This window comes from Acinetobacter sp. YH01010 (assembly GCF_013420775.1).
Classification (GTDB): Bacteria; Pseudomonadota; Gammaproteobacteria; order Pseudomonadales; family Moraxellaceae; genus Acinetobacter; species Acinetobacter amyesii.
Window position 1 is genome coordinate 1 of sequence record NZ_VOYF01000027.1, and the last position, 17,064, is coordinate 17,064.

The following is a 17,064-nucleotide window of genomic DNA, read 5'->3' on the forward strand; positions in this document are numbered from 1 at the left end:
GTGGACATTTACCTTCCCGTTTTAACCGTGATAAAGCACGTCCATATGTGGGTGCTTTATCCGTGTTGATCACTTGTGGAATTTGCCACTTCTTCACATTATTTAAAATTTTTCCAAGAAAACAATATGCTGATTTGGTATTACGTCTAGAAGAAAGATAAAAATCAATGGTATCGCCACGTTGATCGACTGCACGATACAGATAAGACCATCGTCCATTCACTTTTACATAGGTTTCATCAATATGCCACGAGCTCAGATCTGTAGGATTATGCCAATACCAGCGTAAACGTTTTTCTATTTCAGGAGCATAACGTTGAACCCAACGGTAAATAGTCGTGTGATCAACATTCACACCCCGTTCGGCCAGCATTTCCTGCAGTTCACGATAGCTAATGCCATATTTACAATACCAGCGCACAGCCCAAAGAATGATTTCGCCCTGAAAATGCCGACCATGGAAAGGATTCATATGCTGCACCTTTAGCTAAAACAGTCTTCAGCTTACCATTCGTGGTTATTTGCAACAGTGCCCTATTATCAGCCTTGCCTTTTGAGCTTGTGCCTTTCGCTTGACATCGCCACCGAAGGTTCCCGCAGTTCAACGTAAGAGCCTGAATTAGGACCGCGCTGCCTCTACGCCGGACACCGAATGGCCCGTAAGCAGGTAACGGCCAAACTAATCGCGGGGTAACTTCCATCCCCGGTTTTGATGTCATTTGAGTACTTTCGACACTTGAACGGCAGTTCACTGTTGTTCGCCTTCCTAATTCTTACCTGACATCTCTACGATGCCTTTTCCATAACGCTCACGACCGGGACTTTTGATCCAAGCCGCTTATGGTGGTTTGCTACCTGCTCCTGCAAGCCGATAGCGAGGGGCCATACCCTCATCTCTTACGCCACTTGCTGCGGCACACTGAAGTCACCGACCCATAGTTGGTTTGGATAATCAGCAGTAAAATTACGTTTCACTAAATAATCCGCTCTTTTTTGATCATCTCGGCTACGGGTGGTGTATTTATTCTTCCCACGCCAAACACCTTGTATACCTAGCTTTTGCATTAATCGAGCAACAGTACAGCGCGCAATAATAAAGCCTTCACGTTTCAGTTTTTGCCAGACTTTACGTACACCATACCGACCTGAACTTTCTTTCCAAATTCGTTTAATTTGTTCAGCATGATGCAAATCATGCAAATCATGTAGATCATGTAGATCATGTAGATCTCGCTTTGCTCGATGTTCTGGATTTTCACAGAGATCTAGAGTCCGGTAATAGGTTGAAGGTGCGATCGGTAAAATTCTACAAATCGCCTCGACTCCGTACAGCTCTTTATTATTATGGATAAAATCCACCATTATTTGTGTGGGCGGTCGAGCTCCGCCTGGGCGAAAAAAGCGGCTGCTTTACGTAGAATTTCATTGGCACGTTTTAATTCTTTAATTTCACGTTCCATTTGCTTCATTTTTTCTTGATCAGATATCTGTTGTACTTTGGCGGGATTTTGTTGATCTAAGTATTTTTGATACCAAACACGTAGTGTTTCAGGAGTACAACCGATCTTAGGCGCAATTGCTGTGATTGCAGCCCAAGTAGAAGGATAATCTTTTTCAGATTCAATCAATAATTGAACCGCTCTTTCTCTGATTTCAGGGGTATATTTTAATTTTGTCATCGGAATAGTCTCTCAGAATATTGACTCTCCGACAACCCCGGTACGGTTCATTATTTAAAGCGATTGATGATACTGACGATACACCGCAGGCATTAGATGACGTAATTTGTGTCACAAAAGATAATAAATATGACTACTATCAAGTCGAATATTCAACTTTTCCTAAAAAAGAATAGACGATATTTTTCTAGGAAAGTGGTGGCTATTCAATGCTTGCCTTTTGGTTGAGCGTACCATTGAGTTTTGGGATCAAACAAAATAGAGATATTTCCTCGATTTATTAATGCTCTGTTATAAGAAGGCCAATTGGTTGTGCGATATATTTTAGATGTGGGCTTATTCATTTGAGAATTATAATGTTGAATAAGCCTTTACAGATAGGTTTGTGCAACAAAGCCTTTCTAGATTATGAAGATTAATAATAGGGTTCTTTCATAAGTCATTCTTTATTCAGTTCTAGGTTATAGATTCCAGTAATAGAATGGGATCTATAACCTAATATTTTGCCTCAATTGCGATATCGCTAAGCAATAAATTTGAATTTTTTCAAACCGCCAAATACATTCACAAGCCCAATTTTTTCTTTTATTGTAAATGCAGCATCAAAATTCTTAGTTATCCTCCAATGTTATATAAGTGGTTAGGACAAGTTTTAAGTATTATCTCTTTCACAGGCACAACTTTTGCGTCTATTACAAGTTATATAATTTGCATATAATCGAAGCTAATCACTATAAGTTATATTTTTTAATTTTAGAATGATTTTAGTGACCAACTCCAGATCAATCTATTTCTAACAAATCCAAAAATAATTTAGATTTTGTTGACATTTCATAATGGTAACCAGATAAAGATACAGGCTAAAGCAACGGAGTTTTCATAGTTCCGCATTAGCCTGTCATACCGATTGGCAGTTCATCGTAAATATTTTTTAATCTTGTTAATGCATTTTCCATTGAATACCTGATTTTATATAAACACCAATCCATATGTTGATTACTAGATTTAGACTTACATTTTTTTAGTATATTTACTTTGGTTTCGGTTTTCTCAATTTTTCTCTAAATAATTCTGAATTATAACTCCTATCTGCACACAATATTTCTTTTCCTTTAAATCCAAATATCAAACAAATAAGATGCACTTTCACATCATGGGTCTTGCTATCATTAAAAATAGATTCAATAGGATTTCCATCCGCATCCACAACTAAATAGATTATAGAACTATTTCCACCAACGTTATTAGAAATAGCTTGGTCTTTCACTCCTGCCTTATGTTGATGCACTCGCATATGAGAGGCATCAATAGAAACCTATTCTTGATTTGCATCATTTGATATTAATTTAAAGACTTAGACCATTGATTATGCGCCAGCATTGTTGGAATGCATAACAAGTTGGTATGTGGTTTGTCGATTGAATTTTACTTTCTCACTATTTTTTTATACAGCAAATGTCAACAGCACCTAACTTTTATAAATATATATTATAAAAAAATTGTTTTTAATTAAGATTAATTTTATTACTAGGTATCCCCAAGATTATACTATCAGACATATTTTAAAGAAAAGAAGTGTAGCAAGTTGCTACACTTCTTGATTTTTCTCTACCAACTCTTTCAATAGGTTTTCTAATTTTTCTAAACTAGCATCATCAAAATGAGAAATTTTTAAAGAAACCTTTAATAACTTATCATTAAATTTAATATTTCCAGCAACTTTCCCAGCATATTCAATTTTTTTTACAAGCGATGTTGATGGAGAATCGTTATTATCTTGAACTAGATATTTCGTAGCTTGTGCAACAGCCTTAGTTTGCTCAAGTTGGCCATTCTTTACTTTTGTCCAAACAGTTAACAAGGCTTTTTCAGCACGTTGTTTTATTTCGTCGTGATCTGCAAGAAATTTTTTAAAAGCTGTTGCAGCAGTTCGACCTAATAACTGGGGCTCATTTACCAAATCATTCAAGATGGCTTTAGGCAACTTTTCAAAAGATAAATATTTATACATGTCTTCGCGATTTAAGCCTAAAGACTTCGCTAAACGTTGTTTATTTTTCTTTAAATTTTCATCCAAACCTACTAGACCAATATAGATTTCGAAGTCTGTTAAATCCTGGCGTTTTAAATTTTCAGCTAGTGTAAGTAGTGAAGCTTCTTCATTATTTGCATCAATAATAATGGCTTCAATGGTCGATTTTTTTAGAATTTCATGCGCACGTAATCGACGTTCACCTGCAATTAGTTCAAATTTTAAATTTTCAAGTTTACGAACAGTGATGGGTTGCAACAAACCAACTTCATCGATCGATTCAGCCAGTTCTTTGATTTCCTGCTCATCAAATTTTCTACGCGGTTGATAAGGACTCCGTGAAATGTCTTCAATGGGGACATTTCGTCTAAATTCCTTTAATTCCTTGATATTATCTTTTTGAGCTAATTGATGCTTTTGAGTATTTTGTTTCAGCTTTTGAGCTAAAAGTTCTTTTGCAGTTGCCATAAAATTCTCAATCAGTTAACTTTAGCTAAAACTTCTTTAGCTAAACTTTCAAAAGCCTTTCGAACCTTTCCACTTTTGTCTAGCTTAAGTAAAGACTGCTGCATAATTGCGGCTTGATTTACTTTTGTACTTTGTGGAATAGTCGTTTCCATAATATAGCCCACTTGCTTAAATGCTTCATCACGAATGAGTTTACAAACATTTTGTCTCTCATCGTGCTTAATAAGTAGTGCACCTAATAATTGTAGCTCCGGATTGATTCGCTTTATTTTTTCTAAATGATTAAGTAAGTCTGTAACACCATATAGACCATATTGTGAGCCAGATTCAATCGGGATAATTACATGTGTTGAAGATGCCAAAGCATTACTCGTCAATAGTTTTAAACTTGGAGGGCAGTCAATTAAAATAAAATCATAAAGATCTTTTAATAGTTCTAATTTTGTAGTGAGTTCTTCTGATGGTCTTGGCGCATCTTCTTTTAATTGGTCCTCAGTTTTTCCTAAATTGAGAGAACCATAAATTAGTGAAACATTATCAAAATTAGTATCTTCTTCTAAAGCGTCAGTAAGTAATGAGACATCACCTACTAATAACTCAGCGGTTGTTACTCCAACTTCACTTGGATGTTTTAAACCAATATGCAAGCTAGCATTTGCTTGAGGATCTAAATCAATCACAAGCACTTTTTTTCCTAAGTTTGCTAGCTCAGAGGCTAAATGAACAACTGTTGTTGTTTTACCACAACCACCCTTGTGATTCGCAACAGCAATAATTTTTGCAGACATACTTGTCAAATCATTCTATATTTAAAATTACTATTAATATAAATAACTTTGGGCTAAGTTACTACACCTTTTAAATTTAAAACAGTCATTTGTATAACGCTAAAGCAATTTTAAATTTAAAGTTTTATATAGCTAGCTTATTTAATAATTAATAGTAATTAATAATTTAAGTTAATTAATAATTAAGTTGATATTTTTCATTTAAAAACAATACCATATCAACTTTAAGGTGGAGGGTTTGTCATCTTAAAGTGGAAGAGTTGTCTTCTATAAGTGGAAAGATGATCACTTAAAAGTGGAATATATGTCACTGTAAAGTGGAGTATTTGTCACTTAAAAGTGGAGTATTTGTCACTATGGTGGAATGTTTTTCACTGTTAATTATAAAATATATGTATTATCATTTAAAACATATATAAAACAATTATTTATGATGTTGATAACTTAATGAATTTAAGTGCAAGAGTGGAAAAAAAATCACTTACAAAAATAATATTGTGGATAAAGTTGCAAGGCTTTTTTTTACTACACCATTTTTTGATATATTCATTGATCTAAGAGTGGAAAGAATTTCACGCACTCACCCTAGAATGCAGATATTTTGTTCTTATGACTAAACTCGATATTTTTTTTCAGTGATCTGCGTTTTTAAAGGTGGAAAACTTGTCATATCGAAATAGGTTAATTGATTATTTAAAATCCATTATGGGTGTTTATTCATCAATCCGTATTTCTATAAAGAATCAAAAACATCTAAAAGTGGAGTATTTGTCATCTTGTAGTGGAATTTAAAAATATATTTCCACTTTAATGGATTTTTACCTAAATTTGGTGACAAGTATTCCACCTTAGGTTTTTTAGGTGAAAGTGTTGAATCTTTTTCCACTTTTTTATATAACATGCATAATCAAGTTAAGCACACTTAAAATAGTTAATACACTTTATGTCAGAACTAAGCCATAACAAAGAAGAGCTGGATTCAATCCCGTACTGCATAGGTAATATTCGTCACAATGGGGTTGTAAGTACTAGCAATCGTTTGATACGACCTATTGAATTGTCAGCGAATGAATATAAAGCACTTTTATATGCGATGGCTGTTGCCAATTACGGTGAGAAGAATCATATCGATAAAGAGATTAGTGAACAAACATACATCTATCTGTATAAAGATGATTTAGCTGAATTACTGGGATTAAGTAAGCGAAATTCAATTAATGTAGCCATTGATCGAATTTACAAAGAACTTTCATCCCGTGTGGCGCACTTTGTAATTGAAGAACCTGTAGATGATATAAAGAAAAAGACTAAAAGAGTTCACTCGGTTGTCCCTATTATCCGTGAGTTAAGATGGGAAGATGATTCAAAGAATGCACTTCAAATCAGATTTACCAGTGAAGTATTACCTTACTTTACTCAATTAGCTGGTGGTAATTTTACTACATACCAACTAAAACATTTATTTGCTCTAGATTCAGTTGCAAGTATGAGTCTTTATACCTATTTCATAAAAAACGAATTCAAATTTAAGACTCAAGAAATCTACGAAGTTCCATTATTATTAGAGAATCTCAAAGCTCTAATTGATATAAATGAAACTAAATATGACCGTTGGGTCGATTTTCGACGTTATGTATTAGATAAAATTGTAGCTGAAATTAATGAAAACACCGATCTACAGTTAGAATATGAAACAATTAAAAAAGGACGCCCTATTGTAGGCGTAAAATTTAAACTACATCATCGTGGTTTTGAAAAGCCTGTAATTGAAAATAAAAAGGCCGAAAAATTAAAGATCTACTTAGATGTTCCATTTGAAGATAATGCTGAGGTAAAAGATCTAGGTGCAAAATTCGATACCACTGTACGTTCATGGTATATTTTTAATGATGATGCTAATTATTTACAGCTTGAAAAGTGGTTTAAGACTGTAGGTTGCCTCACAGACTCTCAAGCAAACGTTGTTATCAATGATTCATTATTTCAAATGGATTTTGCTGAAGTTGGAATGAGCTTAAGTGACTTTAAGAGAAAAATGAAAAATAAATTGAAAACTGATAGTAAATTTGTGGAAGACATCAAGGATCGTCTAAATGAAATTTTCGGAAAGGATATTATCTAGGAGTGTAGCAACTTGCTACACTTTTATCGGCTATTCTTAGTTCAAGAAACCACTTATAACTTTAATTAGTAAAACAGTTATATTGAACGTTCATTTTCAACAGAGATGGATCCGGAAATTTGAACAACTCCTATAATTGATATTCTGCTCCTCAAATGATGTTATAAACATCAATATATGGAGTATTTTATGGGGCACTGTTGCAAAGTTAGCGATGAGGCAGCCTTTTGTCTTATTCAAAGGCCTTACGTTTCAAAAACTCTGCTTACCAGGCGCATTTCGCCCAGGGGATCACCATAATAAAATGCTGAGGCCTGGCCTTTGCGTAGTGCACGCATCACCTCAATACCTTTGATGGTGGCGTAAGCCGTCTTCATGGATTTAAATCCCAGCGTGGCGCCGATTATCCGTTTCAGTTTGCCATGATCGCATTCAATCACGTTGTTCCGGTACTTAATCTGTCGGTGTTCAACGTCAGACGGGCACCGGCCTTCGCGTTTGAGCAGAGCAAGCGCGCGACCATAGGCGGGCGCTTTATCCGTGTTGATGAATCGCGGGATCTGCCACTTCTTCACGTTGTTGAGGATTTTACCCAGAAACCGGTATGCAGCTTTGCTGTTACGACGGGAGGAGAGATAAAAATCGACAGTGCGGCCCCGGCTGTCGACGGCCCGGTACAGATACGCCCAGCGGCCATTGACCTTCACGTAGGTTTCATCCATGTGCCACGGGCAAAGATCGGAAGGGTTACGCCAGTACCAGCGCAGCCGTTTTTCCATTTCAGGCGCATAACGCTGAACCCAGCGGTAAATCGTGGAGTGATCGACATTCACTCCGCGTTCAGCCAGCATCTCCTGCAGCTCACGGTAACTGATGCCGTATTTGCAGTACCAGCGTACGGCCCACAGAATGATGTCACGCTGAAAATGCCGGCCTTTGAATGGGTTCATGTGCAGCTCCATCAGCAAAAGGGGATGATAAGTTTATCACCACCGACTATTTGCAACAGTGCCGATAAAAATATATCATCATGAACAATAAAACTGTCTGCTTACATAAACAGTAATACAAGGGGTGTTATGAGCCATATTCAACGGGAAACGTCTTGCTCGAGGCCGCGATTAAATTCCAACCTGGATGCTGATTTATATGGGTATAGATGGGCTCGCGATAATGTCGGGCAATCAGGTGCGACAATCTATCGATTGTATGGGAAGCCCAATGCGCCAGAGTTGTTTCTGAAACATGGCAAAGGTAGCGTTGCCAATGATGTTACAGATGAGATGGTCAGACTAAACTGGCTGACGGCATTTATGCCTCTTCCGACCATCAAGCATTTTATCCGTACTCCTGATGATGCATGGTTACTCACCACTGCGATCCCCGGGAAAACAGCATTCCAGGTATTAGAAGAATATCCTGATTCAGGTGAAAATATTGTTGATGCGCTGGCAGTGTTCCTGCGCCGGTTGCATTCGATTCCTGTTTGTAATTGTCCTTTTAACAGCGATCGCGTATTTCGTCTCGCTCAGGCGCAATCACGAATGAATAACGGTTTGGTTGATGCTAGTGATTTTGATGACGAGCGTAATGGCTGGCCTGTTGAACAAGTCTGGAAAGAAATGCATAAGCTTTTGCCATTCTCACCGGATTCAGTCGTCACTCATGGTGATTTCTCACTTGATAACCTTATTTTTGACGAGGGGAAATTAATAGGTTGTATTGATGTTGGACGAGTCGGAATCGCAGACCGATACCAGGATCTTGCCATCCTATGGAACTGCCTCGGTGAGTTTTCTCCTTCATTACAGAAACGGCTTTTTCAAAAATATGGTATTGATAATCCTGATATGAATAAATTGCAGTTTCATTTGATGCTCGATGAGTTTTTCTGATAGTTAGTCTTTGTAGAGACACAAACCTGAAATTCCGGACACCGCGCTTCAGGACATCTCCCTGGACGCCGATATCTGGCAGTATCCGGACGGTACTATCGAACGCCGGGCCAACGGTACTACCCTGCCCTTTATGACTGACGACCGGCTATCTCACCCACGCACTTCTCCCTGAAATTTAGCATCGTCGCGGTTAATGTCGAAAATTTGCCACCTGACGTGGTTGGCATCGAGGGTGAAAACTGCCGTGGCGAGGGTGTTCTCCTCATCCGGATCGTCGGCAGCCAGCCGGTATTCACCGGCATCAATTTTCAGATTGATATCGTGCAGCACCTGGGTGGTGCCGAAATGTTTAGCGACCGCGCTAAATTCGGCACTGTTGCAAAGTTAGCGATGAGGCAGCCTTTTGTCTTATTCAAAGGCCTTACGTTTCAAAAACTCTGCTTACCAGGCGCATTTCGCCCAGGGGATCACCATAATAAAATGCTGAGGCCTGGCCTTTGCGTAGTGCACGCATCACCTCAATACCTTTGATGGTGGCGTAAGCCGTCTTCATGGATTTAAATCCCAGCGTGGCGCCGATTATCCGTTTCAGTTTGCCATGATCGCATTCAATCACGTTGTTCCGGTACTTAATCTGTCGGTGTTCAACGTCAGACGGGCACCGGCCTTCGCGTTTGAGCAGAGCAAGCGCGCGACCATAGGCGGGCGCTTTATCCGTGTTGATGAATCGCGGGATCTGCCACTTCTTCACGTTGTTGAGGATTTTACCCAGAAACCGGTATGCAGCTTTGCTGTTACGACGGGAGGAGAGATAAAAATCGACAGTGCGGCCCCGGCTGTCGACGGCCCGGTACAGATACGCCCAGCGGCCATTGACCTTCACGTAGGTTTCATCCATGTGCCACGGGCAAAGATCGGAAGGGTTACGCCAGTACCAGCGCAGCCGTTTTTCCATTTCAGGCGCATAACGCTGAACCCAGCGGTAAATCGTGGAGTGATCGACATTCACTCCGCGTTCAGCCAGCATCTCCTGCAGCTCACGGTAACTGATGCCGTATTTGCAGTACCAGCGTACGGCCCACAGAATGATGTCACGCTGAAAATGCCGGCCTTTGAATGGGTTCATGTGCAGCTCCATCAGCAAAAGGGGATGATAAGTTTATCACCACCGACTATTTGCAACAGTGCCATCGCGAGTGGGTCAGGGTGGGACGGCTTAAAAACCCTTGTTGCAATGGCAACCAGGCTGACCGCCACCATGGCCGACGATCCGCTCAATCATGTGCTCGACGGTTATCACCGCTTCCGCCGATACGCTCCACGCATGTTGCGCCTGCTCGATCTGCGAGCTGCGCCCGTTGCACTGCCGCTTCTGGAAGCGGTGACGGCCCTTCGTACCGGTTTGAACGATGCCGCGATGACCAGCTTCTTGCGGCCCAGCTCGAAATGGCATCGCCACCTTCGGGCCCAGAGGGCTGGCGACGCTCGCCTATGGGAGATCGCGGTGCTGTTCCATCTGCGCGATGCGTTCCGCTCCGGAGATGTCTGGCTTACTAGGTCCCGGCGCTATGGCGATCTGAAACACGCACTCGTTCCGGCACAATCCATCGCGGAAGGCGGTCGTCTCGCTGTGCCATTGCGGCCGGAGGAATGGCTGGCAGACCGGCAAGCTCGCCTCGACATGCGGTTGCGCGAGCTTGGCCGTGCCGCTCGCGCAGGCACGATCCCGGGCGGGTCGATTGAAAACGGCGTTCTGCATATCGAGAAACTCGAAGCCGCCGCGCCGACAGGCGCCGAAGATCTGGTGCTCGATCTCTACAAGCAGATCCCGCCCACGCGCATCACCGATCTCCTGCTGGAGGTGGATGCGGCGACCGGCTTCACCGAAGCGTTCACCCATCTGCGCACAGGAGCACCCTGCGCTGACCGGATCGGGCTAATGAACGTTATCTTGGCGGAAGGGATCAACCTCGGCTTGCGCAAAATGGCGGATGCGACAAACACCCACACCTTCTGGGAATTGATCCGCATTGGACGGTGGCATGTCGAGGGCGAAGCCTATGACCGGGCGCTGGCCATGGTGGTCGAGGCACAGGCAGCGTTACCCATGGCCCGGTTCTGGGGCATGGGCACGTCGGCTTCGAGCGACGGACAGTTCTTCGTCGCTACAGAGCAAGGTGAGGCCATGAACCTGGTCAACGCGAAATATGGCAATACCCCGGGCCTGAAAGCCTATAGCCACGTCTCCGACCAATATGCGCCGTTCGCAACCCAGGTGATTCCTGCAACGGCAAGCGAAGCGCCTTACATCCTCGATGGCCTGCTGATGAACGATGCTGGACGCCATATCCGCGAGCAGTTCACCGACACGGGCGGCTTCACCGATCACGTCTTTGCCGCATGTGCCATTCTCGGCTACCGGTTCGCTCCGCGCATCCGCGACCTGCCATCCAAACGGCTCTACGCGTTCAATCCGTCGGCCGCCCCGGCGCACCTGCGAGCGTTGATCGGCGGAAAGGTCAACCAAGCCATGATCGAGCGCAATTGGCCCGACATCCTGCGCATCGCCGCCACCATTGCTGCCGGGACCGTCGCGCCAAGCCAGATTCTGCGGAAACTCGCCTCCTATCCGCGGCAGAACGAGCTCGCGACAGCCCTGCGGGAAGTCGGTCGCGTCGAGCGCACCCTGTTCATGATCGACTGGATTCTGGATGCCGAACTCCAACGGCGTGCCCAGATCGGGCTCAACAAAGGCGAAGCTCATCATGCGCTGAAGCGGGCAATCAGCTTCCACCGCCGCGGTGAAATCCGCGACCGTTCCGCCGAAGGCCAGCATTACCGCATCGCCGGCATGAATCTGCTCGCCGCCATCATCATCTTCTGGAACACCATGAAGCTCGGCGAGGTCGTTGCAAACCAGAAACGCGATGGAAAGCTGCTATCGCCCGATCTCTTGGCCCATGTTTCGCCGCTCGGATGGGAACACATCAATCTCACCGGAGAATATCGCTGGCCAAAGCCTTAGCGTAGGATTCCGCCCCCTCCCGCAAACGACCCCATTTTGTGATTTTGAATTAGATAATAATAAGTGATCGGCTTTGCTAATTGATGTTTTTGCTGTTGTCAGCTTAAAAGCTGAACAAGATTAAATAATGGAAATTTGATATGAATATGCGCATTCGTTTGATTGCAGGCGCAATCACCGCACTCATCGTGGGCTTTGGTTTTATGGCCTATGATAAATATACAGGCCGTGAATGGGTCGTCTCACCTGATCAGATTGAAGCGGCTCAAAGCAGTGGTAAAGCGGGTGTGGAAACACGTCCGGGCACGGTTGCGGTACGTGCAATCCGCAGCGAAGATGCGGATATACTGCCATTTAAATGGCTTGGTTATGGTTTGGTTGCAGGGTTCTTTGTCGTCTATTCAACACGCAAACCAAAAGCTGCACCAAAAGCATAATCTTTAAGTTAATCATTTTAAAAGCCTCGCTTTGCGGGGCTTTTTTATGTTGCATCTGCTAAGTTATTTTGTGGCTTTCTTCATTTCCAGACCGGAAATTAAAGCATCCAATCCATATTCAAAGGCAAAATCGGCACCTTCCGCATCGAATGTATCAAAGGCATGAGATAGAAACTGTGATGGCTGTGCAGGGGCTTCTTTTGAGGCTTGTTTGCGTTCAGAACTATCTTCGAGGGCTGCTTGCTGCTCACTGACAGAGCCCGTCGTATAATGACTGACAATCACTAATGCCCGTACGGCATCGGGCTGTTCAAATCCGCTCTCACATAAAAATCTGATCTGTTTTTCCACGCGCTCATATTGCGCACTGGTTGGGCGTGTGCCCGCATGAATGCGTGCGCCATCACGATAAGAAAGCAGTGCGCTACGAAAGCTGAGTGCATTTTCTTTTAAAAAGACACGCCAGTCTTCTCCTGTCTGAGGCACGGTGCGGGTGTGATTTTTTTCTAACATGGCTTCAGATAAGGCATCAAGCAGGGCGCGCTTATTGCGAAAATGCCAATAAAGAGCAGGTTGCTGCACCTTCAGGCGCTCGGCCAATTTTCGCGTTGTTAAATTGTCAACACCGACTTCGTTGAGAAGTTCAAGTGCAGCCTGAATAACGGTCTCACGATCCAATTTGGTCATTTTATTGCATTACCTCTTGACAATTTATCGTTGATAAAGTTTATTATCGCCAACTTATCAATGATAAATAAAAGTCACATCTATGTCAAAATCACTTATAACCGCACTCATTGTTGTCGCGCTTGATGCGATTGGTTTGGGATTAATCATGCCGGTGGTTCCGGCTTTATTAAATGAATTTGTACCGGCAGAGCAAACAGCATTTCACTATGGTGTTTTTTTATCGCTTTATGCGTTTATGCAGGTCTTTTGCGCGCCCGTTTTAGGGCGGTTATCTGACCGCTATGGACGGCGGATTATTTTGCTGGTTTCATTTTTAGGTGCCACGATTGATTATAGCATAATGGCGGCAGCGCCTGTTTTATGGGTGCTTTATATCGGCCGGATTATCTCAGGTGTTACCGGAGCAACTGGTGCAATCGCGGCATCAATTATCGCTGATACAACTAAACAGGAAGAACGTGCGCGTTGGTTTGGTTTTATGGGGGCGTGTTTTGGTGCAGGTATGATTGCAGGGCCTGCTATTGGCGGTGTTCTTGGTGATATATCTGTGCATGCGCCCTTTGTGGCAGGGGCTCTTCTCAATGCAATTGCCTTTTGTTTGGTGGCTTTCTTGTTGCCCAAAACGCCGTCACAACCGCCTGAAGGACAGCCAGCCAAAATCAATTTGTTTGAAGGCTTTCGCTTCAATTTTGCAGTTCAGGGACTTGCCAGCTTTTTTGCGTTGTTTTTTCTTATGCAGCTGATTGGGCAGGCGCCCGCCGCTTTGTGGGTGATTTATGGCGAACAGCGCTTGAATTGGGATATTGGCACAGCAGGTGTGTCGCTGGCCGTTTTTGGTGCAGCACATACATTCGTACAAGCTGTTTTAACCGGCACTCTTTCAAAGCGACTGGGTGACCGCGGTGTGTTGCTGCTTGGAATGGGCGCTGATATGTGCGGGTTTTTATTGCTGGCTTTTATCACGCAAAGCTGGATGGTTCTGCCGGCAATTTTTATGCTGGCCACAGGCGGCATTGGTATGCCTGCTTTGCAGGCCATTATTTCAGGTCTTGTTTGCGATGAAAAACAAGGTGCTTTACAGGGAACTTTAACGGGGTTGACGAATATAACCTCGATTATCGGGCCGGTCGGATTTACGACGCTTTATGGCTTAACCGCGGGGCAGTGGGATGGTTGGGTTTGGCTCGTCGCAGCAAGCCTTTATCTTATTGCTATACCATTATTGCGCCAGTCAGCCAGTTTATTGCGATCTTAAAATCTTGGCGGGAGATCAAGCAATCCCGCCAATAAAACCGCTGAGTTCATCAAGACGCACCATTGCCATGCGCATGGTGCCACGGCAATTTTGAGCTTTGCAGCGTGCGCGTCGTTCAACTTCGTCCAAATATAATTGCTCGTGTCCTCGAATTGAGCTGATCATTGCCTTATTGATATAAACAAGGCGGTTACATTTCTTGCAGGTCATTTCTAATCTTTGATGGTCTGCAAGATCACTGGCTTTATAGCGGGTTTTCCAGTTTCCGGGTGGGGATGCCATTTTCATCACCAGAAGTCTTCAGGTGAGGGAATACGGACATAGCTGATTTTACCGCCCACATGGGGTCGTTTGCGGGAGAGGGCGAAATCCTACGCTAAGGCTTTGGCCAACGATATTCTCCGGTAAGATTGATGTGTTCCCAGGGGATAGGAGAAGTCGCTTGATATCTAGTATGACGTCTGTCGCACCTGCTTGATCGCGGCCGCGATAGCTAGATCGCGTTGCTCCTCTTCTCCATCCGCGTTCCAAGCTGCGGAAAGGCACCCATAAGCGTACGCCTGGTCGAGCAGGCGACGCGGATCGACGTCCAGCGCACGAGAGAATGCGTCCGCCATCTGTGCAATGCGTCTAGGATCGAGACAAAGGTCGTCTCTGTCAGCCGGATCGTAGAACATATTGGCGGCGCCAAAGCCCACTTCACCGACCAGACCGACGGGATCTATCACCAGCCAGCCGCGACTGGAGAACATGATGTTTTCATGATGCAGATCGCCATGTAGCCCACGCAGTTCCGAGGCATTGCTCATCATTTGATCGGCTATAATCGCCGCGTGGACGTAGTCAGTTTGACAACCTGCGTTTTGATCATCGCGCGCCCGCTGAAACAAAGCTGCAAAGCGATCCCGGATCGGGAGAAGGGCAGAAGGCAGGGGTTCCTCAGATGCGGCATACAGCTTCGCCATTAGTTCCGCTGCAATTTCGGTCGCCTGGTAGTCGCCGTGCTCGGCAACGATGTGAGAGAGCATTCGCTCCCCGGCATATTCGAGCAACATCAGATTGTTCTCACGACCGAGCAACCGGACTGCTCCCCTCCCATTGCGCCATACCAGATAGTCGGCCCCGCGCAGTTCATCAGCAATGTCTTCTATAGGTTTCAATCCCTTGACGATTGCAGGAGTCCCGTCTGGCAATGAAACTTTCCAAACGAGGCTGGAAAAGGTGTCCGCAATGAGAACAGGTTGCGAAACGTGCCAATGAGCAGGAAAAACAGGCGGCATGAACATCAACCCCAAGTCAGAGGGTCCAATCGCAGATAGAAGGCAAGGCGTTCGCGGTCGGGGGCTTCGATCCCCAATACATTGAATAGGACAGCGAAGGCGCGCTCTGCTTCATCTGGCGCTGCCCAGTTCTCTTCGGCGTTAGCAATCATGAGTGCCAAATCGGCATAGCGATCTGCTGTTCCGAGCCGCCCAAGGTCGATCAGACCCGTGCATTGAAGAGTTTTAGGGTCCACCATGAAGTTCGGCATGCAGGGATCACCATGGCAAACAACCATATCGGTGCGCTCTTGGTCGAGCCGCACCGGTAGCTCTCGTTCGACACGAGCCAAAAGATCGAGCTGCGGCGTACTCTTGTCCTCGTCCGGTAAGAAGTCGGGATTGACGGCATTGCGGGACACCACATCAACGGCGCGTCCGAACATTCGCGACAGTCTGCGCTCAAACGGACATTGATCAACCGATAGGCTGTGAACAGCGCCAAGTTGCTGCCCCATTGACGGCCACGCTTTGAGCAAATCCGCTCCAGACAGATCAGCCGCCGGTACTCCCGGAATTGCCGTTATCACCAAGCATGCACCCTCCTGTTCCTCCTGCCAGTTGATCACCTCGGGGCAAGCCACACCTCGACCTTTGAGCCAAATGAGGCGGTCACGCTCTCCAGCGAGCTCACCGCGGCGGGAAGCAGGTGCGATTTTCGCGAAGGCATGCCCGTCACCACGTCGAAAAACAAAATCACCAGATTCTCCGCCTCTGACAGGCAACCAGTCAGAATGCGATTCACCAAAAAAAATATTAGTTCGATTCAATGGAGGTTCCTTCAGTTTTCTGATGAAGCGCGGAGGTGGCTCATTTGTCTTTTCTCAACAACAACAAAATAATTTTATGGGGTAAAGGGGTATCCCCTTTCGGACTTCCAAACTTAATGAAATTAGTTTGGTAAAGTGCGCCATTCTGGAAAACCATTATAGCTTAGGAAGGCATTGAATCTCAATGGCAGGTATCCTATGCTTGAATGGTTTTTTAGGTATGGGAATTACAATGACAAATGAATCTTTAGAACAGAGAATTGCTAAGCAGGAAGAACGCTTAAAGCAACAGGAAGAACGCTTAAAGCAGCTTAAAGCTCAAAAGCAGGCTAAAGACGCTCGTGAAAAGGCAAAACAGAAAGAACAAGATCGAAAAAACGATACCAGACGTAAAATTTTACTGGGTTCTTACTTGCTCAAGAAAATGGAAGATGAAGCAGAGAAACAAAAAATACTCGCTGGCATGGGGACCGTTTCTTTCACCACGAACCCGATTTCCTCGGGGTCAAAGATCAGCGATTTGGAACGCCGATCGCGCAGCCGCTTAGCGAGCGTCGTCTTTCCGGCGCCGAAAGGTCCGT

General features: G+C 44.2%; 15 protein-coding genes, 4 pseudogenes and 1 other annotated feature. Of the genes and pseudogenes, 6 read left to right on the forward strand and 13 right to left on the reverse strand.

All coding sequences use genetic code 11. The annotated features are described in order from the left end of the window. The 6 genes and pseudogenes from FTT77_RS15755 to FTT77_RS15780 form a co-directional block, all read right to left on the reverse strand. On the reverse strand, nt 1–472 hold a 472-nt coding region (locus FTT77_RS15755), incomplete at its 3' end, for an IS6-like element IS1006 family transposase (RefSeq protein WP_180182527.1). 437 nt (nt 473–909) lie between these two features. Continuing rightward, nucleotides 910–1,679 (reverse strand): annotated as a pseudogene (locus FTT77_RS15760) (IS3 family transposase); the annotation flags it as partial. After that, nucleotides 1,288–1,404: a sequence feature (AL1L pseudoknot), on the reverse strand. Its footprint overlaps the pseudogene before it by 117 nt. Before the next feature lie 209 nt (nt 1,680–1,888). Next, nucleotides 1,889–2,023, reverse strand: a pseudogene (locus FTT77_RS15765) (IS5/IS1182 family transposase); the annotation flags it as partial. 686 nt (nt 2,024–2,709) lie between these two features. Then, complete coding sequence (locus tag FTT77_RS15770) at nt 2,710–2,973, reverse strand: hypothetical protein (RefSeq protein ID WP_171285020.1); 264 nt, start codon at nt 2,971–2,973, stop codon at nt 2,710–2,712. Between the two features lie 294 nt (nt 2,974–3,267). Beyond that, on the reverse strand, nt 3,268–4,179 hold the full coding sequence (locus FTT77_RS15775; protein ID WP_104442427.1) for a ParB/RepB/Spo0J family partition protein: 912 nt from the start codon (nt 4,177–4,179) through the stop codon (nt 3,268–3,270). 11 nt (nt 4,180–4,190) lie between these two features. Continuing rightward, nucleotides 4,191–4,967, reverse strand: coding sequence for a ParA family protein (locus FTT77_RS15780; protein WP_078194342.1), 777 nt, complete (start codon nt 4,965–4,967; stop codon nt 4,191–4,193). Nucleotides 4,968–5,910: 943 nt separating this feature from the next. Here FTT77_RS15780 and FTT77_RS15785 point away from each other — a divergent pair. Then, nucleotides 5,911–7,089 (forward strand): replication initiation protein, encoded by a 1,179-nt coding sequence (locus FTT77_RS15785; protein WP_104442428.1) that lies wholly within the window; start codon nt 5,911–5,913, stop codon nt 7,087–7,089. A gap of 245 nt (nt 7,090–7,334) precedes the next feature. Here the strand turns inward: FTT77_RS15785 and FTT77_RS15790 are convergent, their stop codons facing one another. Beyond that, entirely contained in the window at nt 7,335–8,039 is a 705-nt protein-coding gene (locus tag FTT77_RS15790; RefSeq protein WP_001067856.1) for an IS6-like element IS26 family transposase, read from the reverse strand. 129 nt (nt 8,040–8,168) lie between these two features. Here FTT77_RS15790 and FTT77_RS15795 point away from each other — a divergent pair, with 129 nt between their 5' ends. Further along, nucleotides 8,169–8,984 (forward strand): aminoglycoside O-phosphotransferase APH(3')-Ia, encoded by an 816-nt coding sequence (locus FTT77_RS15795; protein ID WP_000018326.1) that lies wholly within the window; start codon nt 8,169–8,171, stop codon nt 8,982–8,984. Between the two features lie 153 nt (nt 8,985–9,137). Here FTT77_RS15795 and FTT77_RS15800 read toward each other — a convergent pair whose 3' ends face one another. Next, complete coding sequence (locus FTT77_RS15800) at nt 9,138–9,317, reverse strand: hypothetical protein (protein WP_000902128.1); 180 nt, start codon at nt 9,315–9,317, stop codon at nt 9,138–9,140. Nucleotides 9,318–9,408: 91 nt separating this feature from the next. Continuing rightward, nucleotides 9,409–10,113, reverse strand: coding sequence for an IS6-like element IS26 family transposase (locus tag FTT77_RS15805; protein WP_001067856.1), 705 nt, complete (start codon nt 10,111–10,113; stop codon nt 9,409–9,411). 60 nt (nt 10,114–10,173) lie between these two features. Here FTT77_RS15805 and FTT77_RS15810 point away from each other — a divergent pair. Next, nucleotides 10,174–12,012: pseudogene (locus tag FTT77_RS15810) on the forward strand (Tn3 family transposase); the annotation flags it as partial. Nucleotides 12,013–12,152: 140 nt separating this feature from the next. Then, the gene (locus tag FTT77_RS15815) at nt 12,153–12,449 is read left to right on the forward strand and encodes a hypothetical protein (RefSeq protein WP_044501921.1); all 297 of its coding nucleotides are present in this window, start codon (nt 12,153–12,155) and stop codon (nt 12,447–12,449) included. A 63-nt stretch (nt 12,450–12,512) separates the two neighbouring features. Here the strand turns inward: FTT77_RS15815 and tetR(Y) are convergent, their stop codons facing one another. Continuing rightward, nucleotides 12,513–13,136, reverse strand: coding sequence for a tetracycline resistance transcriptional repressor TetR(Y) (gene tetR(Y) / locus FTT77_RS15820; protein ID WP_011931118.1), 624 nt, complete (start codon nt 13,134–13,136; stop codon nt 12,513–12,515). An 82-nt stretch (nt 13,137–13,218) separates the two neighbouring features. On the opposite strand from tetR(Y), the gene tet(Y) reads away from it, so the two are divergent. Beyond that, the gene (gene tet(Y), locus FTT77_RS15825) at nt 13,219–14,394 is read left to right on the forward strand and encodes a tetracycline efflux MFS transporter Tet(Y) (RefSeq protein ID WP_011931119.1); all 1,176 of its coding nucleotides are present in this window, start codon (nt 13,219–13,221) and stop codon (nt 14,392–14,394) included. Between the two features lie 15 nt (nt 14,395–14,409). On the opposite strand, the gene FTT77_RS15830 is transcribed toward tet(Y), so the two are convergent. The 3 genes from FTT77_RS15830 to aph(3'')-Ib all read right to left on the reverse strand — a co-directional run bounded on the left by FTT77_RS15830 (nt 14,410) and on the right by aph(3'')-Ib (nt 16,483). Next, the gene (locus FTT77_RS15830; RefSeq protein WP_052928020.1) at nt 14,410–14,676 is read right to left on the reverse strand and encodes a hypothetical protein; all 267 of its coding nucleotides are present in this window, start codon (nt 14,674–14,676) and stop codon (nt 14,410–14,412) included. 167 nt (nt 14,677–14,843) lie between these two features. Next, nucleotides 14,844–15,680 carry an aminoglycoside O-phosphotransferase APH(6)-Id gene (locus FTT77_RS15835; RefSeq protein WP_000480968.1) on the reverse strand — a complete coding sequence of 279 codons (837 nt, stop codon included), beginning with the start codon at nt 15,678–15,680 and terminating at the stop codon, nt 14,844–14,846. Then, nucleotides 15,680–16,483, reverse strand: a complete 804-nt coding sequence (gene aph(3'')-Ib / locus FTT77_RS15840) for an aminoglycoside O-phosphotransferase APH(3'')-Ib (protein ID WP_001082319.1) — start codon at nt 16,481–16,483, stop codon at nt 15,680–15,682. Before aph(3'')-Ib ends, FTT77_RS15835 begins: the two co-directional genes overlap by 1 nt. A gap of 232 nt (nt 16,484–16,715) precedes the next feature. Between aph(3'')-Ib and FTT77_RS15845 the strand changes: the two are divergent. Further along, nucleotides 16,716–16,943 (forward strand): annotated as a pseudogene (locus FTT77_RS15845) (mobilization protein); the annotation flags it as partial. Between the last annotated feature and the right edge of the window lie 121 nt (nt 16,944–17,064).

Coding starts and splice junctions, on each gene's coding strand:
- FTT77_RS15770 (WP_171285020.1), bottom strand. CDS start 2,973: ATGCGAGTGCATCAACATAAGGCAGGAGTGAAAGACCAAGCTATTTCT.
- FTT77_RS15775 (WP_104442427.1), bottom strand. CDS start 4,179: ATGGCAACTGCAAAAGAACTTTTAGCTCAAAAGCTGAAACAAAATACT.
- FTT77_RS15780 (WP_078194342.1), bottom strand. CDS start 4,967: ATGTCTGCAAAAATTATTGCTGTTGCGAATCACAAGGGTGGTTGTGGT.
- FTT77_RS15785 (WP_104442428.1), top strand. CDS start 5,911: ATGTCAGAACTAAGCCATAACAAAGAAGAGCTGGATTCAATCCCGTAC.
- FTT77_RS15790 (WP_001067856.1), bottom strand. CDS start 8,039: ATGAACCCATTCAAAGGCCGGCATTTTCAGCGTGACATCATTCTGTGG.
- FTT77_RS15795 (WP_000018326.1), top strand. CDS start 8,169: ATGAGCCATATTCAACGGGAAACGTCTTGCTCGAGGCCGCGATTAAAT.
- FTT77_RS15805 (WP_001067856.1), bottom strand. CDS start 10,113: ATGAACCCATTCAAAGGCCGGCATTTTCAGCGTGACATCATTCTGTGG.
- FTT77_RS15815 (WP_044501921.1), top strand. CDS start 12,153: ATGAATATGCGCATTCGTTTGATTGCAGGCGCAATCACCGCACTCATC.
- FTT77_RS15830 (WP_052928020.1), bottom strand. CDS start 14,676: ATGGCATCCCCACCCGGAAACTGGAAAACCCGCTATAAAGCCAGTGAT.
- FTT77_RS15835 (WP_000480968.1), bottom strand. CDS start 15,680: ATGTTCATGCCGCCTGTTTTTCCTGCTCATTGGCACGTTTCGCAACCT.